Origin of the sequence: Sphingomonas horti (assembly GCF_009753715.1) — a bacterium.
GTDB lineage: Bacteria > Pseudomonadota > Alphaproteobacteria > Sphingomonadales > Sphingomonadaceae > Sphingomonas_B > Sphingomonas_B horti.
The window spans coordinates 445444-467329 of the sequence record NZ_WQMS01000001.1; the positions used below are offsets into that span (position 1 = coordinate 445444).

Consider the following 21886-nt stretch of genomic DNA (forward strand, 5'->3'; position numbering starts at 1 on the left):
GATTGTTCCTGCCCTGGCGCGCCGGTGGCGCCCAGGCTCGGGCCTGAGAGACCATGGCGGCGCCCCCTCCCTCCGTCGGCGATATCGCGACGCCGCCCTCCTCGCCGGGTCTGCTGGCGCGGCTGCTGACCGGGCAGCGCGTTCCGGCGGCCGCGGCCCGGCTCGGCGCCCGGCTGGCCGCGAGCCGCGGGCGGCCCTGGCGCTTCGGCACCACCGTTATCGCCGCGCGCCACGCCGATGTCCGCGAACTGCTGTCGCGCGACCTCGATTTCGTGATCGCTCCCATCAATGCTGGCCGCATCGACGAAGTGAACGGCCCGTTCGTGCTGGGCATGGACCGGTGCGGGCGGCTGGAGACCGAGCGACGCGCGCTTTACCGGGCGCTCGCTGCGATCGACTATGCGCCGCTCCGCGAAGCGATCGCGACCGAGGCGGCCTCGCGGCTGTCCGGCGCCGCGACCATCGACATCGTCGCGGATTATGCCCGCCCGATCGCGGCGCACAGCGCGCAAAGGCTGTTCGGCATCGCCGGCACCGACGAAGCGACCTTCGAGGATATGGCGCGCGCGATCTTCGCCCATACATTCCTCAATCTCGGCAATGACGAGACGGTGCGGCAAAGGGCGATCCGCGCGGCGGGGCTGATGCGCCAGTGGCTGGGCGACGAGATCGCCAGGCGGGGCGCGAACGATCCGACCAACGACATGATGGGCGCACTGCTTCGCGACGGCGCGCTCGATGCGGACGGCGTGCGCCGCACGCTCGGGGGAATGCTGGTCGGCAGCGTCGACACGACCGCCAGCACCGTCGCCAAGATCGTCGCGACCCTGGGCGAAGACGCCGCGCTTCGGCAGCAGGTGGCGGCCGATGCCGATCATCCGGAGCGAATGCGCGGCTGGTGCTGGGACGTGCTGCGGCGCTGGCCGCATAACCCGATCCTGCTCCGCCAGGCTGCCGCGGCGACGACGCTGGCAGGCACCGAGGTGAAGGCGGGCGACCGGGTGGTCGCCTGGACGCAGGCGGCGATGCAGGACAGCTCGATCTTCGCCGATCCGGATCGCATCCGCCCCGACCGCGAGCCGTCCGGCTATCTACATCTGGGCGCGGGCCTGCATCCTTGCGCCGGGCGGGCTGTAAACGCCTTCCAGATTCCGCTGCTGGTCGCGGCCGTGCTGCGGCGCGGCATACGGTCGGTCGGCAGGATCGGCTGGGCCGGCCCCTTCCCCGCCCGGCTTCCCGTGACGTTGGAGTGAACCGCCCATGCCCCACGCCATGGTCACGATCGCCGCGCCGCTGCCGCCCGACCGGCTTGCCGACGCCGAGGCGCGGGTCGCCGCGCTCGAAAACCCGTGCCGGCGGGAACTCGCCGACCGGCTGGACAAGCTTGATGCCGATGGTCTCTCCGGCACCCACTTCGCCAGCCTCCACGCCTTTGCGTGCCCGGACGGAAAGCGTGCGGCGCTGCTGTTCGAATTCTCCGCCGACGGCACGCCGGAAGCGGCGCTCGCCCGGATCCTGGGCGCGATCGGCGCGGAGCTCGAATCCGTCTTCTCGCTCGCGGCCGACTGGAAAGCCGGCCAGCGGATCGGCGACTATCTCGATCGTCACCGGCTGAAGCCCGGCTCCGGCTGGTTCGAGGACCCGGGTCTGCTCTTTTCCGGCACGCCGGGCATGGCGGTCGGCCGCATCCGCGACGAAGCGCGCCTGGCCTCGACGCTCGCCGACCTGATCCAGCGGGAGGATCACGGCCCGGCGCTGCAGCGGCTGGATCGCATCCGCGCCGCGATCGGCACCGACCCGGCGCTTGCCCCGATGCTGGCGCCGGCAAGTGCCGATCCGCCCTATCAGGTGCCCTCGCCGATCGCCGCCACCGGCAAGCTCGCGGGCGCTTTCGTTGCGCGCTATCTGTGGCCGCTGGCGGTGCCGATCGTCGGCTGGGCGCTGTACCGGGGCCTCGCCGATGCGTGGCACCACCCCTGGTTCTGGCCCAAGTTGGGCACGTTCCTGGGCGGCGCCCTCGCCGGGGCGTGGTCGGCTTTCTGGGTCGTGCTGGTCTTCGTCCTGGTCGCCGCGCTGGTCCTCTATCTGGCGTTGCGCCGGGCGGAGGCGACCGACTCGGTTGACGAGCGTGCGCCGGACCGTCACGTCAACGCCGCCATCTTTGAGCGCGAGAACCGCGGCGGCGCCAATCACATGATCTCGATCACCGAGCGCAAACCGGGACTGTTGCGCGCGATCACCTTGCGCGCGGTGTTCTGGGTGATCGGCAGCGCGGCGGGCTATCTCTACCCGCCCGGCTTCCTCGGCAGCATCGGCTCGATCCACTTCGCCCGCTGGGTGACCCTGCCGGGCAGCCGCGACCTGGTCTTCCTCTCCAACTACGACGGTAGCTGGCAGAGCTATCTGGAGGATTTCATCACCCGCGCGCACAAGGGGCTGACCGGTGTCTGGTCCAACACGGTCGGCTTCCCGCGCAGCGAAAATTTGGTCGGCAAGGGCGCGACCGACGGCGAGCGGTTCAAGCGCTACGCGCGGCGCAGCATGATCCCGACCCGCTTCTGGTACAGCGGCTATCCGGCGATCGGCACCTCGGCGATCCGCGCCAATGCGCAGATCAGGCGCGGCCTTTCAGGCGCGATGACGGAGGACGAGGCGTCCGCCTTCCTCGCCCTGTTCGGCTCGGCGCCGCGGCCGCCGGACAAATTGGTCAGCAGCGAAATCCAAAGCCTGGTGTTCGGCGGGCTCGGCTTCATGCCGGCCGGACAGGTCATGGTGCTGAACCTGCCCGACGACGTCGTGCGGGCGCGCGCCTTCCTGCGCGTGGTCCGGCCGCACGTGGCGTTCAACGATGGCCGCCGGCTGAAGGCGCGGGCGGTCGTCACGCTGGCGATCGGCGCGACCGGGCTGAAGCGGCTCGGCATGCCGGACGATGCGCTCGAAAGCTTCTCCTTCGCTTTTCTCGAAGGCATGATCGGTGAAGCGCGCGCGCGCATCCTCGGCGACTCCGGCGATAATGCGGCGGAGCACTGGGTCTGGGGCGCCGAGCGGCCCGACCTGGCGCTGCTGATCTACGGAGTCGACGACGAGGCGGTCGCGGCGCTCCGCGCGACGGTCGAGGCGGCGGCGGAGGCAGCCGGCATGGCGGCGCCGCATTTGATTCCGCTGAAGCGCGTCGCGTGGCCGCATACCGAACCGTTTGGGTTCGTGGACGGCGTCTCGCAGCCGGTTATCCGCGGCACCTACAAGGGCTTCCGCAACGCGGACCCGATCCACCTGGTCGAAGCCGGCGAGTTCATCCTCGGCTATCCCGACAATCGCGGCGACGTTCCGCCCGGTCCCCGGCTCGCCGGGACTGCCGATCCCGACAATCTGCTGCCGCTTGCCGGCGCGCCGAAAGGGTTCGACTGCACGGTCGTCGACCTGCCCCGGGACCTGGGGTTCAATGGAACCTATCTGGTGATCCGCCAACTCGAGCAGCACGTTGCCGCGTTCGGCGCCTATTGCGAGACCGAGGCCGCCCGCCTCGAAGCGCAGGACCGATTCCCGCAACCCTATGTCGTCACGCCGGAATTCGTCGGCGCAAAGCTTGTAGGCCGCTGGAAAGACGGATCTTCGCTCGCAAGGCATCCCTACGAACCTGCCTCGCGCCCGCGCGCTGGGCGGGCGGACGGTCCGATGGCGCGTCCAAAGCCGAACACCGCCGCCGAGTCCGTCCCCGCGGCGCGGCCAATCGAGCAATCGATTGTCCCCGACAACGATTTCCTGCCCGGCACCGAGGACCCGGAGGCGCTGCGCTGCCCGTTCGGCGCCCATATCCGCCGCGCCAATCCGCGCGACAGCCTGGGGCCGGGGCAGGCGGACTCGATCGCGATCTCCAACCGTCACCGGATCATCCGCGTCGGCCGCGTGTATCAGGAACAGGAAGGCGAGGATCCGGGTCTGCTGTTCATGTGCCTGACCGCCGATATCGAGCGGCAGTTCGAGTTCCTGCAGCAGACCTGGCTGACCAGCACCTCGTTCCACGGGCTTGCCTGCGAGAAGGACCCGGTGCTTGGCGACGCGGAAAAGGGTGCGTGCGGGTTCACGATCCCGACCCGGGGCGGCCCGGTCCGGCTGGAGCCGATGCCGCGTTTCACGACCATGCGTGGCGGCGGCTATTTCTTCCTGCCCGGCAAGCGGCTCGTGGACTGGCTTTGCGTGGCGCCGTGAGCGCCGGGCCGCCCGTGCTGCTGACCTTTGCGCCGATGGTCGACAGCGAGCTTTCGCGGCTGGTGCTGGGCCATCACGGGGTCGCCTATCAGGAGCGCGACCATCTCTTCGGCTGGGTTTCGCTGCTGACATTGTTTCGCGGCGGCTATGGCCGGATTCCGCTGCTGCACGGCGGCGGTTTCCGCGCGACGGGGCCGCTGAAGATCGCGGCGCGGCTTGATGCGGCGGCACCGGCGGACCGGCGGCTCATCCCCGCGAACGGACCGCTCGCCGCGCAGGTCGGGGCGGACACCGATCGCTTCAATGGCCAGCTGGCGATCGATGTTGCCACCTTTGCCTATTTTCACCTGCTGCCGGAGCGCGAGCTGATGACGCAGGTGTTCCAGGCGCCGCTGCCGCCGCGGGAGGCGCGGATCATGCCGCACGTCTATCGGCCCACACGGCTGCTGTTCCGCCTGCTGCTGCGGCTCGGGCCCGAACGTGCGGCTGCTGCGCGCACTCGCATTGTCCGGACGTTCAGCGATGTCGACCAGCGGCTTGCGACCGGGCGCGACGTTCTGGCAGGCGAGCGGCTGACGCTTGCGGACCTGTCCTTGATGGCCTCCACCGCGCCGATCCTGCTCCCTGAAGGCTATGGCGCCGTCATGCCGCCGCCCGAGCGTCTCCCGGCGCCGCTCCGTACCCTGCGCGACGAGTTGCTCGGCACCGTAACAGCGGCTTGGGTGCAGCACCGCTACCGGGCGCTCCGGCCTCCTTGATCGATTTTGCCCGATGCTCTGATGGAGTTTAGTCGTTTTTCCTTCGCTCCGCGCTGTGCCTAGCTTCGCCTATCAAAACGGGAGAGGATCAGATGGACGCACCGACCAGCGGCAGCCCCTTGCACAATCCCCGCAAACAGCCGGCGGCACTCAGAAGCCTGCTGGGCCGCACCAATCGCGATTGGTGGCCGAACCAGCTTTCATTGGAAATCCTCCACCAGCACGGGCGCTCCGGCAATCCGATGGGCGATGATTTTGACTATGCGAAAGAATTCCAGACAATCGACTATCAGGCGCTGAAGCGCGACCTGACCGCGCTGATGACCGACAGCCAACCCTGGTGGCCGGCCGATTACGGCCATTACGGCCCCTTCTTCATCCGCATGGCCTGGCATGCGGCGGGCACCTACCGCACCGGCGACGGCCGCGGCGGCGCCTCGTCGGGCAACCAGCGCTTCGCTCCGCTCAACTCGTGGCCGGACAATGCGAACCTCGACAAGGCGCGGCGGCTGTTGTGGCCGGTCAAGCATAAATACGGACGTAAACTCAGCTGGGCGGACCTGCTGATCCTGGCCGGCAACGTCGCCATCGAGTCGATGGGTGGCCCGACCTTCGGCTTCGGCGGCGGCCGCGAGGACATCTACGAGCCCGAAAAGGACGTCTATTGGGGCACCGAGGAGTTCTGGGTCGGCCATGAAAAGAACGAGACCCGCATCCAGCCGGAAAAGGAAATGGTGCTGGAGGAACCGCTCGCCGCGATCCAGATGGGCCTGATCTACGTCAACCCGGAAGGCCCCGGCGGCAATCCCGATCCGCTGCAATCGGCCCGCGACATCCGCGAGACCTTCGCGCGCATGGCGATGAACGACGAGGAGACGGTCGCGCTGACCGCCGGCGGCCACACCTTCGGCAAATGCCACGGCGCCGGCGACGCGTCGAAAGTCGGCGCCGAGCCCGAAGGTGCCGACATCGCGCAGCAGGGCCTAGGCTGGCAGAGCGGTCACCAGAGCGGGGTCGGCGACGACACGATCACCTCCGGCCTCGAAGGCGCATGGACGCCGACGCCCAATCGTTGGACGCACAATTACTTCCGGATGCTGCTCGACTATGAATACGAGCTGGTGCGCAGTCCCGCCGGCGCGCAGCAATGGCAGCCGATCAACCAGAAGCCGGAGGACATGGCCCCCGGCGCCCACAGCCCGGACCGGCGGGTGCCGACGATGATGACCACCGCCGACATGGCGTTCAAGATGGACCCGGAATACCGGAAAATCTCGGAGCGCTTCTACAAGGACCCGCAGGCCTTTGCGGACGCCTGGGCGCGGGCATGGTTCAAGCTCACCCACCGCGACATGGGGCCGAAGGCCCGCTATCTCGGTCCCGAAGTGCCCGCGGAAGACCTGATCTGGCAGGACCCGGTTCCCGCCGGCACCAGGCTCAGCGATGCGGACATAGCGGCGTTGAAGGGAAGGATCGCCGATTCCGGCCTCAGCGTCGCCCAGCTGGTGAAGACCGCCTGGGCCTCCGCCTCCACCTTCCGCGATTCCGACAAGCGCGGCGGCGCCAACGGCGCACGCATCCGTCTTGCGCCGCAAAAGGACTGGGAAGTCAACGAACCGGCCGAGCTGGCCAAGGTGCTGCAGGTCTATGAAGGCATCCGGAACGATTTCGGCGGCAAGGTCAGCATCGCCGACCTAATTGTGCTCGGCGGATCGATGGGCATCGAAAAGGCGGCGAAGGCCGCCGGGTACGACGTGACGGTGCCTTTCGAATCCGGCCGCGGCGATGCCACCGGCGAACAGACCGACGCCGCCAGCTTCGCCCCGCTGGAGCCGCGGGCGGACGGGTTCCGCAATTACCTGCAGGTGCCGTTCAACGTGCCGACCGAGGAATTGCTGGTCGACCGCGCCCAGCTGCTCGGCCTCACCGCGCCCGAGATGACGGTGCTGGTCGGCGGCCTGCGCGTGCTCGGCGCCAACCATGGCGGCTCGCACGACGGCGTGTTCACCGACCGGCCGGGACAGCTGACCAACGACTTTTTCGTCAACCTGCTCGACATGGGCACGGCGTGGAAGGAAGTGGACGGCCAGGGCGACGAGACATTCGTCGGCACCTGCCGGCGGACCAACGAGCCGAAATGGACGGCGACCCGCACCGACCTCGCCTTCGGGTCCAACGCGCAGCTGCGAGCGCTGTGCGAGGTCTATGGAGCGGCCGATGCCGGCGAGAAGTTCGTCAAGGACTTCGTGAAAGCGTGGACCAAGGTGATGAACGCCGACCGCTTCGACCTAAGGCGCCACTGAGCGCCAACTGATCCGGCCGCCGCGCCTGCGGTGCAGCGGCCGGACAGCGACTGGCCGGAAGGACGGAGAGGATGCACCGGCACGAGATCGACCGCCTGGACCGGCGGCAAGCCTATTGGGTGGCGGCAGTCGTGTCGCCGAAACGCGACTGGCCCGCTGCCCCCGGCTGCCGCAGGGGCGCGCGCTTCCTCGTCAATGCCCGTTCGTTGAGCGCCAGCCGCGAGGAATTCGACACGTTCGACAGCCAGCTCAGCTGTCTGGAATGGATCATGGCCAAACGCGCTGACCTGCACCGCGCCCTGCCCGGCGGCGCGGTTCGCGCGGTGCGGCTGGATCGCTGGTTGCTCGGACTCGAGTGAGCCGCGCTGCGGCGTTCAGCGCGGCGGCTTCGTTGCGGTTCCGCGAAGCACGGCCGCTTTCTGGGGAAGCACCAGCACAAGCGCCAGGATCGCCACCGTGAGCACGGCCGTCGCCATCGGCCGGCTGAAGGCGAGACCGCCATGATCGAGCGGCTTGTCGATGAAGTCGCCGACCGTCGCGCCGAGCGGGCGGGTCAGGATGAAGGCGGCCCAGAACAGGGCGACATGGCTCGCCCGGCTCCAGAAATAGAGGCCCGCAAGGACCGCGAGGGCAGCGCCGAACAGCAACGCACCGCCACCATAGCCGAGGCCGCCATCGTCCGCCGCCCAATCGCCCAGGGCGGTGCCGAGGGTCTGGGAGAAAGTGATCGTCAGCCAGTAGAAGGCCTCCGTCTTCGGCGCCCGCACCGTCTCGATCCGCACGGAGCCGGTCGCGAGCTTCCAGGCGCCGAGCGAAGCAAGCACCAGCGCAAGCAGCAGCAGCGAGCCGCCGGCATAGCCGATGCCGAGCGAGCGGGTCGCGAAATCGGCCATCGTCGTGCCGGCAGTGGTCGAGGCGATGATCGTTGCCCAGTAGAGGAACGGATGGAAGCGCTTCTCCGAAATCTGCCAGGCAGCGAGCAGGACGAAGATGCTGAGAAAGATCGCGGTACCGACCAGATAACCCATCTCCATCGTCATCGACACCGTGTCGCCGCCCGTCTCCCCCAGCGTCGTCGCCAGGATCTTGACGATCCAGAACCCGAGCGTGACCGCGGGGACCTTGCTCAGCACCTCGTCGCCCGTCGCCATCCGCTCCCCCCTTCAGAAATTGATCCCAAGCGCCGCATAGCCACGCCAGCCGGTCGGCCCATGGTGCTCGTGGATCGGGCCGCCGGACACCAGCAGCGCGAACGGGCCGCCGAGCCGAAAGACTCCGCCGACGCCCAGACCCGCAACCGCATGTCCGCCAACCGCGTCAGGCCCTTCGAGCGTCGCTTCGGCCCCCAAGCTCAGCCGTTCGGAGACGGTCCGCGTCAGCGCGGCGCCGCCCTGCCAGAAGTCGCGATTTCCGGCGCCCGGATTGATGGTGTAGCCGCCACCGCCGAACAGCGACCAGCGCCCCCAATCCTTCTCAGCCCAGACCGGCAGCAGGACCTGGGCGCGGCCGGTGCCGAAACGCCGTCTCGCAGTCGGCAGGATCACGCGCGGGAAGACGGCGATGTCCAGGCCGGCCGCTTCGCGGTGCAGGAAACGATATTTGACGCCGAGCTCGACATCGCCGCCCCCCGCGTGGGTGCCGCTTGAGTCGTGCGACAGATCGACCGGCAGCGTCGCCGTCAGCTGCACGCCGGGTAATCCGCCATAATTGAGATCGAGGCCCGCAGCGCCGTCCCAGCTTCCATGCGCGCGCTGGCCGGCGCCGAACGCGTAGATTTCCCAGTGATCGAGGTCGGTCGGCTGCGGGTCGTCGGTGACGTAGGGCGGCCCCGCCCAGGCGGCACCCGGCAACGCGACCAGGGCGACAAGCGCCCGCACCCGAATCCGCATCATAACCGCACGTCTTGCGCGCGCCGGCGGCGTTCGACAAATTTGCCCGCTCATGCAGCCGAAGCTAAGGGGTGGCAGCCCTGTCCCGAGCGAGCGCGAATTGATGGTGGCCGATGCAGGGCTGAAGCAGCTGCTGTTCGAAATGCGGGCGGCGCTGCTGCGGATGCTGTCTGCACGCGGCGCCGCGCCCGATGAGGCCGAGGACCTGCTGCAGGAATTGTTCATCCGGCTGGAGACGCAGGCGATCGGCCCTGTCGGCGAACCCCGGGCCTATCTGTACCGGATGGCGGACAATCTGTTCCTGGACCGCAGACGCGCCGAGACCCGGCGCGCGGCGCGCGAGCAACGCTGGGGCGAGCAGGACAGCCAGCCGCGGCCGACGGCCGAGCGCGAGCTGATCGGCCGCGAAAGGCTCGCGATCGTTTCGGCCGCGCTGGCCGCGCTGCCCGAGCGGACGGTCGAGATTTTCCGGCGGTTCCGGATCGACGGCGAATCCCAGCGGGCGATCGGCGACAGCCTCGGCATCAGCCTGAGCGCGGTCGAGAAGCACCTCCAGCGCGCCTATCGGACAGTGACCGACGTTCGCGCGCGGCTGGATGCGGAAAACGAGACGCCGCGACGTCCTTCGTGCGATGATGGGCAGGATGGCAGCTGAGGACGGCATCAGGGCACAGGCAATCGCCTGGCGCATCCGGCTGGCCGACGGCGACGCCGTGGCCTGGGAAGAATTTGTCGCGTGGCTGGAACAGTCGCCCGACCACGGCCGCGCCTATGACCGGGTGGCGCTGGGCGAGGCCGACGCCGTGCAGGCGCTCGCCGCGCTGCCGCCGATCCCGGCGCCTGCGAACGACGACGCGCCGCGGCCCGGGCGGCGCTGGGTCGGCTTCGGCGCGGCAGCTGCCGCGATCGTGCTGGTCGTGGTCGGCGCGCCTATGCTGCGGCCGGGCGACTATGTCATCGAGACCGGCCCCGGCGAGCAGCGGCAGATCGCGCTTTCCGACGGCACCCGGATCACGCTGAACGGCGACACGCGGATCGGGCTGGAGCGCTCCAACCCGCGCCTGGCCCGGCTGGAAACGGGCGAGGCGCAGTTCGCTGTGGTCCACGATGCTGACGCGCCGTTCCGGGTGCAGCTGGGTGATGCGGTGGTGCAGGATGTCGGCACGGTGTTCGACGTGGTGCGCGACAAGGCCGGCAACCGGGTAGAGGTCGCCCAGGGCCAGGTCCGCTACAATCCAGGCCGCGAGAATGTTTCGCTGAAGGCCGGGCAGACGCTGGTCGATCCCGCGGGCGACGACCCAGTGCGCGTCGGACGGCGGCCGCCCGCGTCGATCGGCGGCTGGACCAGCGGGCGGCTGAGCTACGACCAGGAACCGCTGGACCGCGTGGCCGGTGACCTGGCGCGGACGATGGGCATGCCGATCGCCGTCGCGCCCGAAATCGCGTCCCTGAGCTTCACCGGCACGATCCGGATCGAGCGCGACCGCAAGCGCGTTGTACACCGTGTCGCGGAGTTGCTCGACGTGTCGGTCAGGCGCAACGGTTCGGGATGGATATTCGAACCGCGCACGCGTGAAGCCCGCTGACCTGCTTCTCCTCGCGGCGGGAGCATGGCTCTGCGCCGGCGACGCCCAGGCGGCCGGGCCGCGGCGGTTCGACATCGATTCCGGCCGGCTGGCAGGCGCGCTCGTGCGCTATGGCGAGCAGGCCGGCGTTTCGGTCGGGTTGACCGATCAGCGAATCGCCCGGCGCCACACCCGCGGCGTGCAGGGCCTGCTGACGAGCGAATCGGCGCTCCGCCACCTGCTGGCCGGCACCGGCGCCACCTATCAGTTCCTGGACGACGAGACGGTGCGTATCGTCGCGGCGCCTTCGCGGCGAGCAAACCTGCTTCGCCCTGTCCTTCAGGCCGAGGCCGATGCGGTTCCCGAACGGGAGATCGTCGTCACGGCCAGCAAACAGGCCATCCCTCTCGCCCAGTTTCCCGGGTCCGTGGCCCGGGCCGGGCTGGACCTGGACCGGACCGGCGAAGCCAGTTCGGCCGGGACGCAGGTGCTGGTCGGCGGCCTGCCGACGCTGTCGTCGACGCACCTGGGCCCGGGCCGCGACAAATTGTTCGTCCGCGGCATCGCCGACAGCAGCTTCAACGGCCCGACGCCCGCCACCGTCGCTCAATATTTCGGCGACGTGCGCCTGAATTACGCCGCGCCCGATCCCGACCTGAACCTGTACGACATCGCCGAGGCGGAGGTTCTGGAAGGGCCGCAGGGCACGCTGTACGGCAGCGCGGCGCTGGGCGGCATCGTCCGCCTGATCCCCCGAGTCCCGAAGCTCGGCATGACCGAGGGCTCCGGCATCGCCGGGCTTGTCCAGACCGAGCAGGGCGGCACCGGCGGCGATGCGGCCGCGATGCTGAACCTGCCGCTGGGGGCGGACATCGCCATCCGCGCCGTCGGCTATGGCGCGCGCGATCCGGGCTATATCGACGATATCGGCCGTGGCCTGACCGACGTGAACCGCACGACCAGCTATGGCGGGCGCATCGCGATCCGCTACGCGCCCACCGACCGGCTGACGATCGATGCCGGCGCGGTGCTGCAGAACCTGGGCAGCCGCGACAGCCAATATGCCGAGCGTGGGCTGCCGCCGCTCACCCGCAACTCTGCGATCGCCCAGCCTTTCGATAACGACTACCGCCTCGCCTACCTGACCGTCGCGACCGAAGTCCGCGGCGCGCAGCTGACCTCGACGACGGGCTTCGTCCGGCACGATCTCGAGACGGTGTTCGACGCCTCCCCGCAATTCGGCACCAGGGCTGCCTATCTCGAGGATCTGCGGATCACGTTGCTGACGCATGAGACGCGGATTTCCGGCGGCGATGCGCGCGGCTTCAATTGGGTGGCAGGCGTCAGCGCGCTCCACAATGTGACGCGGGCGGAACGGCAGGTCGGCCCGGACGGCGCCGCCGTGCCGCTGCTCGGCGTCAAGAACGACAATGGCGAGGCGGCGCTGTTCGGCCAGGCATCGGTGCCGCTGCTCGACGACGTGACGCTGACGCTGGGCGCGCGCCTCAATTACGACGAAGCCAGCGGACAGGTCATCGGCGACCGGGTGCCCGAGCGATCCGAGCCGAAGCGCCGCAACCTGCGCTGGCTGCCGATGTCGGCGATCGCCTGGCGGCCGAGCGCGCGCTGGCTGTTCTTTGCCCACTACCAGGAAGGCTTTCGCGCCGGCGGGCTTTCGATCACCGGCCCGATGACGGCCGACAAATTCCGCTCCGATTCCATCGCCATGGTCGAAGCCGGCTTTCGCTTCGGGGACGCGGATATCGACCGGTTCGCCGCCTCCGTGACGGCCTCAGGTTCGTGGTGGAAGCGCATCCAGGCCGATCTGATCCGCCCCAATGGCCTGCCCTTCACCACCAATATCGGCGACGGCCATGTGCTGGGCCTGGAAGCGCAAGCGGACTGGCGGCCGACCGATGCCGTAAGCCTGCAGGCGGCGCTGTTCCTCAACACCTCCGCGCTGGACGAGCCGAGCCCGGCCTTTGCCGATGCCGAGGAGCGCGATCTGCCCAACGTCGCCGAAGCGGGCGGGCGGCTCGGGATCGTGTACCGGCACCGCCTCTCGGATCGACTGGCGCTGAGCGCGAGCGGATCGGTCCGCTATGTCGGCCATTCGAGACTCGGCATCGGCGCGCCGGTGGACGTGCGCCAGGGCGGTTTCGCCGAGGCGACGCTGAGCGCCCGGATCGGCAGCGACCGCGCCGGACTGTCGCTGTCGGTCGCCAACCTCACCAATGTGCGCGGCAACCGCTTCGCGTTCGGCAACCCCTTTGCGATCGAAGCGCGCGACCAGGTCACGCCGCTGCGCCCGCGCACCTTCAGGATCGCGATCGATGGCCGGTTCTGAAAAGCTGCTGCTCAGCTCCATCCATGACGTGAGCCCGCGCTTCGAGCGCGAGGTGGACAGGCTGACGGAGCGGATCGAGCGCGCCACCGGCAGCGCCCGTTTCGCGATGCTGGTCGTCCCCGACCATTGGGACAGGGCGCCGATCGCCGCCGATCCGGCCTTCCAGCGCCGGCTGCGCGACTGGGCCGACGCCGGCGTGGAGATGTTCCTGCACGGCTGGCGGCACCGCGACGATCGCCCATCCGGCTTCAGGGCGCGCCACCTGACCGCCGGCGAAGGCGAGTTCCTGCACCTCGGCCAGGCCGAGGCGGAGCGGCGGCTGGTCGAGGGGCGCAAGCTGCTGGAGGACGTGATCGGCCGGCCGCTGACCGGCTTCATCGCGCCGGCCTGGCTGTACGGGGACGCGGCGCGGACGGCGCTGACCGCGCTCAGCTTTCCGCTGGCGGAGGATCATTTCCGCGTTTGGCGGCCGGCCGACAATGCCGTGCTCGCGCGCGGGCCGGTGATCAGCTGGGCGAGCCGCAGCCCGGCACGGATCGCCAGCTCCCTCGCCTTCGCCGGGCTGGCGCGGGCGGCGCTCGGGCCGCAGAGGGTGGTGCGGGTCGCCCTCCACCCCGGCGACACCGGCGTCCCGGCGCTGCTGCGGAGCATCGACCGCACGCTTCGCCGCTTTGCCCGCACGCATCGTCCGGCCGGCTATGCCGACCTGGTGCGGGAAGGAGCGCGCGCCGCCGTCTAGCGCGGCATGCGTATCCTCGTTCCCCTGCACAGCTTCGAACCCGGCGGGGTCGAGCGCGTCGCGCTTCGCCTTGCCGCGGCCTGGGCTCCTGCCGGCAGCCAGCCGCACATCGTGCTCGGCCGCAGCGACGGCATCGCGCGATCCGCCGCGCCGCCGCTTGCCTATGACGTGCTCGAGCGCGGCGCGATCTCCACCGCCGCGTTCGAGACGCTGTGGATGATCGCGCGCCTGCCGGGCCGCATCCGCGCCACCCGGCCCGATGTGCTGTTCTGCGCCGGCAACAGCTATGCGGTGGTCGGCGCGGTGGTGAAGCTGCTGCTCGGCCGCCGCTGCCCGCCGATCGTGCTAAAGGTCAGCAACGATCTTGCCCGGGCGGACCTGCACCCGCTGGTGCGCCCCTTCTATCGCCAGTGGCTCCGCCTGCAGGGCCGGCTGATCGACCGCTTCGTCGGGCTGGCCGAGCCGATGCGCGACGAGATCGCGCGCGCGATGCGGGTCGCGCCGGACCGGATCGCAATCGTCGACAATCCCGTGCTGTCACGCGCCGAGCTGGACCGGCTTGCCGCCCAGCGCGACGCAATCGAGCGCTCGGGCGCGGGGCGGCGGTTCCTCGCGGTGGGGCGGCTCGTGCCGCAGAAGCGCTTCGACCTGCTGCTCGGCGCATTCGCGCGGATCGGCCGCGCCGGCGACCGGCTGGCGATCCTGGGCGATGGCCCCGAGCGCGCCCGGCTCGAAACCCTCGCCCAGACTCTCGGGATCTGGGACCGCGTCGACTTGCCCGGCCACGTCGAGCCGGTGGGGCCGTGGCTGGTCGGGAGCGACTGCTTCGTCCTCTCCTCCGACTATGAAGGCGTGCCGGCGGTGCTGGTCGAGGCGCTGGCCGCCGCGGTTCCGATCGTCACCACCGATTGCGGTGTGTCGATCCGGTCGCTGCTCGACGACGGACGGCTCGGGTCGATCGTGCCGGTGCGCGACGAAGCGGCCCTCGCGGCCGCGATGGACGCGGCGCCGGCGGCACGCCCGGCCGAGGCGCGCGCACGCGCCGCGCGCTTTACGGTCGAGCGCGGGGCGGCCGAATATCTGGGCCTGTTCCGCGCCGTCACGCTCGCGGCATCTCAGCCGATGTGCGGGTCCGCGGAGCCCGCGGCGTCTCTTGCCCGACAGCAATAGCGAGGGTGCGCGTGTACCTGCCCGAAGCCACTCTGACGGCTCCTCCGACGATCATCTCCCTGGGCGGCGCGGAACGGTCCGGCCCGCTCGACCGGCTGAAGGCGGGCGGCCCGATCGCCTGGATCGGCGCCGCGGTCACGCTCGGCGTCCTCGCCGCGGTCTTGTGGCAGTTGCGTACGCTTAACCTGCGCGACGTGATCGACGACATTCCCGCCAGCCCGTTGTTCTGGCTGCTGTTCGTCGTTTCCTATTGCACCGCCCCTTTGGCCGATTGGGTCATTTTCCGCCGGCTCTGGCGCATCCCGGCGGCCGGATTCGCGGCGCTGACGCGCAAAATGATCGGCAACGAGCTGCTGCTCGGCTATTCGGGCGAACTCTATTTCTACAGTTGGGCACGATCGCGGGCGGACCTGCCCGGGGCGCCGTTCGGCGCGATCAAGGACGTCGCGATCCTGTCGGCGCTGGTCGGCAACGCCGTCACCCTGGCGATGCTGGCGCTAGCCTGGCCGGCATTCGGCTCGCTGCACCTGGGGGTCAGCGGGCGGACCTTCGCCGTTTCCGTCGGCATCGTGCTGGTCACGTCGCTGGCGATGATGCTGCTTCGCAATCGGCTGTTCGGCCTGTCGCGGGGCGACCTGCTGTTCGTCTCGGCCGTGCATTTCGCGCGGCTGGCGCTGAAGACCGCGCTGGCCGCGCTGATGTGGCATGTGGTGCTGCCGGGCCAGCCGGTCGGGCTGTGGCTGCTGCTCGCCACCGTCCGGCTGCTGATCTCCCGCCTGCCGCTGCTCCCGAACAAGGACCTGGTGTTCGCCGGCATTGCTGTCCTGCTGCTGGGCCATGACGTCGAGATCGGCACGATGATGACGATGATCGCGACGCTGATGCTGACCGCCCATGTCGCGGTCGGCGCTGCGCTGGTCGGCTCCGAGATCGCGAGCTGGGGGCGCAAATGATGCTGGCGGCCGCCCTCGCCTCGGCGACGCTGCCGCGCTCCACGCCCGACCTCGGCCTCGCCGAAGGCCGCTGCCGCCGGGACGAGCCGGGCCCGGCCTTCATCATCGACGTGACCGGGCTTAAGGACCGCAAGGGCCTGATCCGGGTCGAGCTGTATCCGGCCGACGATCGCGATTTCCTGGCCGACGACAATGTGCTGATCGCGGCCGGCAAGCCGTTCGCGCGGGTCGAGCGGCCGGTGCCGCAGAGCGGGCCGGTCGAGCTGTGCATCCGTGCTCCCGCGCCGGGGAGCTATGCGCTGTCGCTGCTCCACGACCGCGACGGCAACCGCAAATTCGGCCTGTCGACCGATGGCGTGGGCTTTCCAGGCAATCCGCGCATCGGCCTGGGCAAGCCGCACGCGGCGCAGGCGAGCGCCGAAGTGGGCACCGGAATCAGGCGGCTCAGCGTGCGGATGAACTATCGTCGCGGCCTGTTCTCCTTCGGACCGGTCAGGGACGGCCGCTCGTGAAGATCGTCGACGTCTGCGCCTTCTACGCGCCGAAGGGCGGTGGCGTGCGCACCTATATCGACCGCAAGCTCGCCGCAGCGCCTGGGTTCGGTCACGAACTGACGGTGATCGCGCCGGGTCCCTGCGACGAACTGGAGCGGCGCGGGCCGGGAGCCTCGATCCGATGGATCGCGTCGCCGGCGTTCCCGCTCGACCGCAATTACCGCTATTTCGGCGATCCGGTCGCGCTGCACGACGCACTCGATGCCGAACGGCCCGACATGGTCGAGGTCTCCTCTCCGTGGCGCAGCGCGGCGATGGTCGCGGAATGGCGCGGCCGGGCGCCCAGCGCGCTGATCATGCACTCCGATCCGCTGTCGGCCTATGCCTATCGCTGGTTCGACGGTGTCGCGTCGCGGGAGACGATCGATCGCCATTTCGGCTGGTTCTGGCGACACCTGCGGCGGGTGGACGAGCGGGTCGCGTGCGTGGTCAGCGCGAGCGGCGACCTGTCGCGCAGGCTGACCGACGGCGGCCTTTGCAAGGTCGTGACGATCCCGATGGGGGTCGACCCAGGCATTTTCTCGCCGAAGCTGCGCGACGAAGCCTTGCGCAGGGCCCTGCTTGCCCGATGCGGTCTCGGACCGGACGCCATGCTGCTCCTGGGCGCCGGGCGCCTCGCTCCCGAAAAAAGATGGCCCATGATTATCGAGGCGGCATCGGCGGCCGGTTGCCAGGCCCGCGTGGGGCTGATGATCGTCGGCGCGGGCCGTGAGCGCACCAGGCTTCTTCGGCAGATCGGCGGCAACCCGCACATCCGTCTGCTGGACGCGGTCGCGGACCGCCCGCGCTTCGCCCGGCTGATGGCGAGTGCCGACGCGCTTATCCACGGCTGCGAGGCCGAAACCTTCTGCATGGTCGCGGCCGAGGCAAAGGCGTCGGGACTGAGGCTGATCGCGCCGGATCGCGGCGGGGCGTCCGATCACGCCCGGGGATCCGGGGACATCCGGTTCCGCTCGGGATCGGCCGCCGATGCCGCCGCCGCGATCCTGCGCCTGTTTGCCGACCGGCAGCGACCGACCAAATGCGCGCGTCCCAGAACGATGGATGGCCATTTCCGCGACCTGTTCGCGCTGTACGAGCAGATCGCGCGCGCAAGATGCGCGGCGTGATGCTGCTGCGCGTCTCCGGCCGGATTGCACCCTCTGGCCGGAAATCCGCGCCCGTCCGGATCGTGCGAAAACAGTCGAAAAAGGAGAGGGAATGGACGGACCGCGATTGCGGCTGCCTGGCCTTCGTCGCGACCTTCCTCATCTGGAGCACCCGCAAGAATCGATCCGGGTGACGGAGCAGGACAGACCGACGACCGCGCTCAGCCGGGCGTGACCCGCATCCGGCCCAGCAGCGCCCGCCGCAGCACGACCGCATCGTTATGGGTTTCGTCGCGCGCGCCATAAACCAGCGTAATCGGCCCTTTCCGGGCCAATGCGCGCAAATGCGCCAGCCGGTCCGGATCGGCCCGGATCTCGTCAAGATACCGGTGCTGGAATTCCGTCCATCGCGCGGGATCGTGCCCGAACCAGGTCCGCAGCCTGGCGCTGGGCGCGATATCCTTGACCCATTCGTCGATGCGGGCGTCCTTCTTGCTGACGCCGCGCGGCCATAGCCGATCGACGAGCACGCGAAAGCCGTCGCCTGCCTCGACAGGCTCATAGGCGCGCTTCAAACGGACGTTCGCGGCCGGGATATCGTTCGCCATGGAACAGGCTCCGACGGGTAGCGGCTAGGGGCCGGCTTGAGCTGTCGCGATCACGCCTGCCCCGGCCTGGATCGGCCCTTCGTTCGAACGGCCATCTTGCGTGCGCGCGCTCGCCAGCCATGCACGGGCACGCAGCGCGGCGGCCGCTGCGGCGAGCGGGAAATGGCGGTTCCGCCCCCAGCCGATCTCCCGCCGGCCGTCCGGCCCCAGGATTTCCACCTGCCCGCCGGCGCGCGGATTGAATTCCACCGAATGGCTGTCGGGCACGAGAGTCAGCGCCGCCGCGCTCAGCGACGAGTAACGCGGCGCCCGGACGCGCGATCCGTCAGGATTCGCCCACAGGCCGGGCGCGACGCTCGCGAGCAGCCGCAAATGCGGCGAAACGGCCAGGGCGATGCGCGTGTCAATCTCGCGGCTCGGCCCGATCGCGCCGTCGCACAGGTCTGCCACGGCATTGAGATCCGCGGCTTCCCGCGAGCCGAGGCGCGCCGGGCCTTCCGCGCGCCACAGCCCGGCGAGCGAAAGCCCCGCGGGGCGGAACCGTCTCGGCTTCACGGCAGCGGCAGCGGCGGCACGCGGCCAGCCTCGTTTTCGCGCAGCCACGCATCGGCTTTCGGGATGACGCTCATGCGGGCCGGCCGCATTCCATCCTTTCCCGCGGGAATTTCCAGAATCCTGACCGTGCGTGGCTTCAGCAGCGCCCGGCGCAGCACGTCGGCGCTGAGCTTCCACGTGAGACTGACACTGGAAACAAGGCCCCTGGCCCATCGCCCGACCGCATCGCCCAGGCGACCCTGCAGCTCTTCAGACCATGTCGGCTTCTGCGCGTACGACATATCTCCTCCATCCCGCCGCGATCTGATCCGCGGCTCCTGGCGCATTCGCCATGCGATACGCCCGAATGGAGAATGGTGATTGGCTTGAGATTACGCAAAGGAATAGTATTGCACGATAACGCATCAATTATTGCATCTTTACGGGAAGAACCATGGACATCAACGTCGCGCGCACGTTCCTTGAGATCGTGAAGACCGGCAGCTTCGTGAATGCGGCCGCGAACCTGAACGTCACGCAGACGGCGGTCAGCGCCAGGATCCGCGTGCTCGAGGAGCAGCTCGACCGCAAAGTGTTCATCCGCAACAAGGCGGGCGCCCGGCTGACGCCTGCGGGCGACCAGTTCCTCCGCTTCGCCACCTCGCTCGTGCAGGTCTGGGACCGGGCGCGCCGCTCCGTCGCGCTGGCGCCGGGACACGAAACGGTCGTGACGATCGGGGCGGAGCTGAGCCAATGGAATCCGCTGATGCGCAACTGGCTGCTCTGGATGCGGCGCGAGTGCCCGGAAATCGCGATCAGCGCCACGATCGACACGGCCGAGCGGCTGATGGCGCAGGTCCAGGAAGGCACGCTGGACATCGCGATCCTCTATGCCGCGCCGGTGCGGCCGGGCGTCGTGTCCGAGCTGCTGTTCGAGGAAAAGCTGGTGCTGGTCCGCACGCCGCCTGCCGCCACGCCGCTCGGTCCCGACGACCATATCCATGTCGACTGGGGCGAGCCTTTCGCGGCCAGCTATCATGCCGCCTTCCCGGATGCGGGCAACGCCGTGGTCTCGATCAGCTACGGCCCGCTCGCGCTTGACTATCTGCTGGCGCACGGCGGCAGCGGCTATTTCCGTATGACCGCCGTCCGGCCCTATCTCGACGACGGGCGGCTCGAACTGGTGCCGGACAGTCCGGAATTCTCCTATCCCGCTTATGCCGTGCATTCCACGCAGGCGGATACCGGGGTCATGGCGCGCATCCGCGCCGGGCTTCGCGCCGCGGCGGCCGCGTCGATGTAGATCAAGCAGAATCGTTGCTTGATATTCGCAATAATATTCGTTTTCAGAAATTGTCCGGTGCTGATAATTCGGACACGAAACGACGAACGCGAAAAGCAAGAGCTCGGTAGAGCCTTTCGGGACGCACACACGACAAGCCATCGGAGCGCGTTCGCCAGTCTTTAGCTGGAGGCGGCGATGACGGACACGGCGGCAGGGGCGAGCGCGTTCCAGGGGCCGGAGGCCGCCCCGCATCATGACAGCGACCACCGTCCGGGCTTCTTCCCGCGCTGGTTCCTGTCGACCAATCACAAGGACATCGGCACTCTCTACCTGATCTTCTCGATGGCGGCGGGCATTATCGGCGCGACCGTCTCCGGTCTGATGCGGCTCGAGCTCGCCCAGCCGGGCATCCAGTATCTGCCGCTCTGGGCCGGCGGCGGCGATCCGGCGGCCGCGCTCCACCTCTGGAACGTCCTCGTCACCGCGCACGGCTTGATCATGATCTTCTTCGTGATCATGCCGGCGATGGTCGGGGCGTTCGGCAATTGGTTCGTGCCGATCATGATCGGGGCGCCCGACATGGCCTTCCCGCGGATGAACAACATTTCGTTCTGGCTGCTGGTCGCGGCGTTCATTCTGTTCATCACCTCGACGATGGTGCCGGGCGGAACGGGGAATGGCGCCGGCACCGGCTGGACGCTCTATCCGCCGCTGTCGACGACCGGCAGCCAGGGACCCGCGGTCGACATGGTGATCCTGTCGATGCACCTGGCCGGGGCGAGCTCGATCCTGGGCGCGATCAACTTCATCACCACCATCTTCAACATGCGCGCGCCGGGCATGAGCCTGTTCCGCATGCCCCTGTTCGTCTGGTCGATCCTCGTCACCGCATTCATGCTGTTGTTCGCGCTGCCGGTGCTCGCGGCCGCGATCACGATGCTGCTGGTCGACCGGAATTTCGGCACCACCTTCTTCGATCCCTCGGGCGGCGGTGATCCCGTCCTCTACCAGCACCTGTTCTGGTTCTTCGGCCACCCGGAAGTGTACATCATGATCCTGCCCGGCTTCGGCATCGTCAGTCAGGTCGTGTCGACGTTCAGCCGCAAGCCGGTGTTCGGCTATCTGGGCATGGTGTTCGCGCTGATCGCGATCGGGCTGATCGGCTTCATCGTGTGGGCGCACCACATGTTCACCGTCGGCCTGTCGGTCAACGTGAAGCTCTATTTCTCGGCCGCGTCGATGGTGATCGCGGTGCCGACCGGCATCAAGGTCTTTTCCTGGATCGCGACCATGTGGGGCGGCTCGCTGCGCTTCGACACGCCGCTGCTCTGGGCGATGGGCTTCATCTTCATGTTCACGATCGGCGGCGTCACCGGCGTGGTGCTGGCGAACGGCGGGATCGACGACCTGCTGCAGGATACCTACTACGTCGTCGCCCACTTCCACTATGTGCTGTCGCTGGGCGCGGTGTTCAGCCTGTTTGCCGGCTTCTATTACTGGTTCCCGAAGATGTTCGGCCGGATGATGAACGAGACGTTGGGGAAAATCCATTTCTGGATCTTCTTCGTCGGCGTGAACCTGGTGTTCTTCCCGATGCATTTCCTCGGCATGCAGGCGATGCCGCGCCGCATTCCCGACTACCCCGACGGCTTCGCGTTCTGGAACCACATTGCGTCGCTCGGCTTCGTGGTGATGGCGACCGGCGTGCTGGTCTTCTTCGTCAACCTGTTCTGGTCGCTGTTCGCCGGCAGGAAGGCGGAAGCCAATCCGTGGGGCGAAGGCGCGACGACACTGGAATGGACGCTGCCCAGCCCGCCGCCATTCCACCAGTTCGAGACGCTGCCGCTGATCACGGCCGATCACCGCTAGATCGGAAAGCCTTCG

The 21886-nt window shown here is 68.9% G+C and carries 21 protein-coding genes; 16 read left to right on the plus strand and 5 right to left on the minus strand.

Annotated features, from left to right (window positions below; genetic code table 11):
- The first annotated feature begins 53 nt into the window (after positions 1 to 53).
- The 5 genes from GON01_RS02140 to GON01_RS02160 all read left to right on the plus strand — a co-directional run bounded on the left by GON01_RS02140 (position 54) and on the right by GON01_RS02160 (position 7629).
- Entirely contained in the window at positions 54 to 1253 is a 1200-nt protein-coding gene (locus GON01_RS02140; protein WP_157025521.1) for a cytochrome P450, read from the plus strand.
- A gap of 7 nt (positions 1254 to 1260) precedes the next feature.
- Entirely contained in the window at positions 1261 to 4209 is a 2949-nt protein-coding gene (locus tag GON01_RS02145; RefSeq protein WP_198159756.1) for a Dyp-type peroxidase, read from the plus strand.
- On the plus strand, positions 4206 to 4967 hold the full coding sequence (locus GON01_RS02150; RefSeq protein ID WP_157025524.1) for a glutathione S-transferase family protein: 762 nt from the start codon (positions 4206 to 4208) through the stop codon (positions 4965 to 4967). Before GON01_RS02145 ends, GON01_RS02150 begins: the two co-directional genes overlap by 4 nt.
- A 92-nt stretch (positions 4968 to 5059) precedes the next feature.
- On the plus strand, positions 5060 to 7270 hold the full coding sequence (gene katG / locus GON01_RS02155) for a catalase/peroxidase HPI (protein ID WP_157025526.1): 2211 nt from the start codon (positions 5060 to 5062) through the stop codon (positions 7268 to 7270).
- A 71-nt stretch (positions 7271 to 7341) separates the two neighbouring features.
- Positions 7342 to 7629 (plus strand): hypothetical protein, encoded by a 288-nt coding sequence (locus GON01_RS02160; protein WP_157025528.1) that lies wholly within the window; start codon positions 7342 to 7344, stop codon positions 7627 to 7629.
- Between the two features lie 15 nt (positions 7630 to 7644).
- On the opposite strand, the gene GON01_RS02165 is transcribed toward GON01_RS02160, so the two are convergent.
- Positions 7645 to 8421, minus strand: a complete 777-nt coding sequence (locus GON01_RS02165) for a COG4705 family protein (RefSeq protein ID WP_157025530.1) — start codon at positions 8419 to 8421, stop codon at positions 7645 to 7647.
- 12 nt (positions 8422 to 8433) lie between these two features.
- Entirely contained in the window at positions 8434 to 9162 is a 729-nt protein-coding gene (locus tag GON01_RS02170) for a transporter family protein (RefSeq protein WP_157025532.1), read from the minus strand.
- 100 nt (positions 9163 to 9262) lie between these two features.
- Between GON01_RS02170 and GON01_RS02175 the strand changes: the two genes are divergently transcribed.
- From GON01_RS02175 to GON01_RS02215, 9 genes are read left to right on the plus strand one after another with little or no spacing between them, the layout of a single operon-like run.
- On the plus strand, positions 9263 to 9814 hold the full coding sequence (locus GON01_RS02175; protein WP_181600199.1) for an RNA polymerase sigma factor: 552 nt from the start codon (positions 9263 to 9265) through the stop codon (positions 9812 to 9814).
- Positions 9804 to 10745 carry a FecR family protein gene (locus GON01_RS02180; protein ID WP_181600180.1) on the plus strand — a complete coding sequence of 314 codons (942 nt, stop codon included), beginning with the start codon at positions 9804 to 9806 and terminating at the stop codon, positions 10743 to 10745. The genes GON01_RS02175 and GON01_RS02180 overlap by 11 nt, the downstream gene beginning before the upstream one ends.
- Positions 10732 to 13071, plus strand: coding sequence for a TonB-dependent receptor domain-containing protein (locus tag GON01_RS02185; RefSeq protein WP_181600181.1), 2340 nt, complete (start codon positions 10732 to 10734; stop codon positions 13069 to 13071). Before GON01_RS02180 ends, GON01_RS02185 begins: the two co-directional genes overlap by 14 nt.
- Positions 13058 to 13810, plus strand: coding sequence for a DUF2334 domain-containing protein (locus GON01_RS02190; protein ID WP_157025537.1), 753 nt, complete (start codon positions 13058 to 13060; stop codon positions 13808 to 13810). The genes GON01_RS02185 and GON01_RS02190 overlap by 14 nt, the downstream gene beginning before the upstream one ends.
- A 6-nt stretch (positions 13811 to 13816) precedes the next feature.
- A complete protein-coding gene (locus GON01_RS02195) occupies positions 13817 to 14980 on the plus strand; it encodes a glycosyltransferase (protein WP_157025538.1) in 1164 nt (387 codons plus the stop codon).
- An 11-nt stretch (positions 14981 to 14991) separates the two neighbouring features.
- A complete protein-coding gene (locus tag GON01_RS02200; protein WP_309503751.1) occupies positions 14992 to 15933 on the plus strand; it encodes a hypothetical protein in 942 nt (313 codons plus the stop codon).
- Positions 15930 to 16445: a DUF2141 domain-containing protein gene (locus tag GON01_RS02205; protein ID WP_157025541.1), complete on the plus strand. Its 516-nt coding sequence runs from the start codon at positions 15930 to 15932 to the stop codon at positions 16443 to 16445. The genes GON01_RS02200 and GON01_RS02205 overlap by 4 nt, the downstream gene beginning before the upstream one ends.
- The gene (locus GON01_RS02210; RefSeq protein WP_181600182.1) at positions 16442 to 17596 is read left to right on the plus strand and encodes a glycosyltransferase; all 1155 of its coding nucleotides are present in this window, start codon (positions 16442 to 16444) and stop codon (positions 17594 to 17596) included. Before GON01_RS02205 ends, GON01_RS02210 begins: the two co-directional genes overlap by 4 nt.
- A complete protein-coding gene (locus tag GON01_RS02215) occupies positions 17593 to 17769 on the plus strand; it encodes a hypothetical protein (protein ID WP_157025543.1) in 177 nt (58 codons plus the stop codon). The genes GON01_RS02210 and GON01_RS02215 overlap by 4 nt, the downstream gene beginning before the upstream one ends.
- A 27-nt stretch (positions 17770 to 17796) precedes the next feature.
- On the opposite strand, the gene GON01_RS02220 is transcribed toward GON01_RS02215, so the two are convergent.
- Genes GON01_RS02220 through GON01_RS02230 form a run of 3 tightly spaced genes read right to left on the minus strand, consistent with a single transcriptional unit; the run spans position 17797 to position 19019 of the window.
- Positions 17797 to 18183, minus strand: coding sequence for a DUF488 domain-containing protein (locus GON01_RS02220; protein WP_157025546.1), 387 nt, complete (start codon positions 18181 to 18183; stop codon positions 17797 to 17799).
- Between the two features lie 24 nt (positions 18184 to 18207).
- Positions 18208 to 18738, minus strand: coding sequence for a hypothetical protein (locus GON01_RS02225; RefSeq protein ID WP_157025548.1), 531 nt, complete (start codon positions 18736 to 18738; stop codon positions 18208 to 18210).
- Entirely contained in the window at positions 18735 to 19019 is a 285-nt protein-coding gene (locus GON01_RS02230) for a hypothetical protein (RefSeq protein WP_157025551.1), read from the minus strand. Before GON01_RS02230 ends, GON01_RS02225 begins: the two co-directional genes overlap by 4 nt.
- 152 nt (positions 19020 to 19171) lie before the next feature.
- Here GON01_RS02230 and GON01_RS02235 point away from each other — a divergent pair, with 152 nt between their 5' ends.
- Positions 19172 to 20020 carry a LysR family transcriptional regulator gene (locus tag GON01_RS02235; protein ID WP_157025552.1) on the plus strand — a complete coding sequence of 283 codons (849 nt, stop codon included), beginning with the start codon at positions 19172 to 19174 and terminating at the stop codon, positions 20018 to 20020.
- 177 nt (positions 20021 to 20197) lie between these two features.
- A complete protein-coding gene (gene ctaD / locus GON01_RS02240) occupies positions 20198 to 21871 on the plus strand; it encodes a cytochrome c oxidase subunit I (RefSeq protein WP_157025555.1) in 1674 nt (557 codons plus the stop codon).
- Positions 21872 to 21886: the final 15 nt, after the last annotated feature.